At 75.7% G+C, this 1,192-nt stretch carries 1 protein-coding gene; it reads left to right on the forward strand.

Features of this window, described 5'->3' with window-relative positions; translation table 11 throughout:
- On the forward strand, positions 1-981 hold a 981-nt coding region (locus tag L7D48_RS28915; protein ID WP_256463383.1), incomplete at its 5' end, for an endonuclease/exonuclease/phosphatase family protein.
- Between the last annotated feature and the right edge of the window lie 211 nt (positions 982-1,192).

A 1,192-nucleotide genomic window follows, 5' to 3' on the forward strand; every position in this document is an offset into this window, starting at 1 on the left:
GTGCGGGGCGGGGCCGGACGCACCGCCTGGACGCGGGGCCGCGTGCCCGCCGCGCTCGCCGTGCTCACGGCCGGGGTTGCGGCGTTCCACTCCCTGGTGCCGGGGGCCGTACTGGGTCTGGGCAGCCTGCTGGAGTCCTTCCTGCCGTGGCTCGGTCTCGCCGTCCCCCCGCTGCTGTTCGCGGCGCTGGTACGCCGCTCGGCCCTCGCCCTGGTGGCCCTGGCGCTGCCGTCGGCGGTCTGGCTCGTCCTCTTCCACGACGCCCTGTCCCCCCGGGACGGGGATGCCTCCGGCGCCGCCCGTACCGCCCTCCTCACGGCCGTCCAGCACAACGCGAGCGACGAGAACCGCGACCCGGCCGCCACCGCGCGGGCCCTGGCCGCCGCCGGCCCCGACATCGTCGCGCTGCAGGAGCTGACCCCCGCCGCCCTGCCCGCCTACGGCGAGGCGCTGGCACGGGAGTACCCGCACCACGCGGTGGTGGGGACCGTCGGCCTGTGGTCCAGGCACCCCCTGACCGGCACCCGTCCGCTGGACATCCGCCCCGCGGACCTCGGCCCCGACTGGAACCGCGGGCTGCGCACCACCGTACGCACCCCGCACGGCGACATCGCCGCGCACGTGGTCCATCTGCCCTCGGTCCGCGTCCGCGCGACCGGTTTCGACACCGGGTGGCGGGACGAGAGCGCCGCCCTGCTGGGGGAGGAGCTGCGGGCGGAGGAGCTGCCCCGTGTGATCGTGCTGGGCGACTTCAACGGCACCCTGGGCGACCGCGGGCTCGCCCCTGTCCTGAACGGTGTGGACTCCACCGGCCGGGAGGCGGCGGACGGCTTCTCCTTCAGCTGGCCCACGGCCTTCCCCGTCGCCCGGATCGACCACGTCATGGCCCGCGGCGCCACCGTCACCCGCCTGTGGACCCTGGCCGCCACCGGCAGCGACCACCTCCCGGTCGCGGCCCGGATCGCGCTCCCGGCCGCGTAGGGGGGTACGCGCGGCGGCGCGGAACGGCGGCGGGGGCGGCGGCGGAAAACGTACGCACGAGTGGTCTAGACAACAACCCGGTGCGCGGCTACGTTGCGCTAGGTCTAGACCAATGTCCTACGGTCTGGCGCCGTCCGGCCACACCTCGTCGCATGTCCGGAAAGCTCGCGGACCCCCACCCCCAGGAGCACACCATGCGCAGGAAGACCCC

This window comes from Streptomyces sp. ICN903, from assembly GCF_022015835.1.
GTDB lineage: Bacteria > Actinomycetota > Actinomycetes > Streptomycetales > Streptomycetaceae > Streptomyces > Streptomyces fenghuangensis.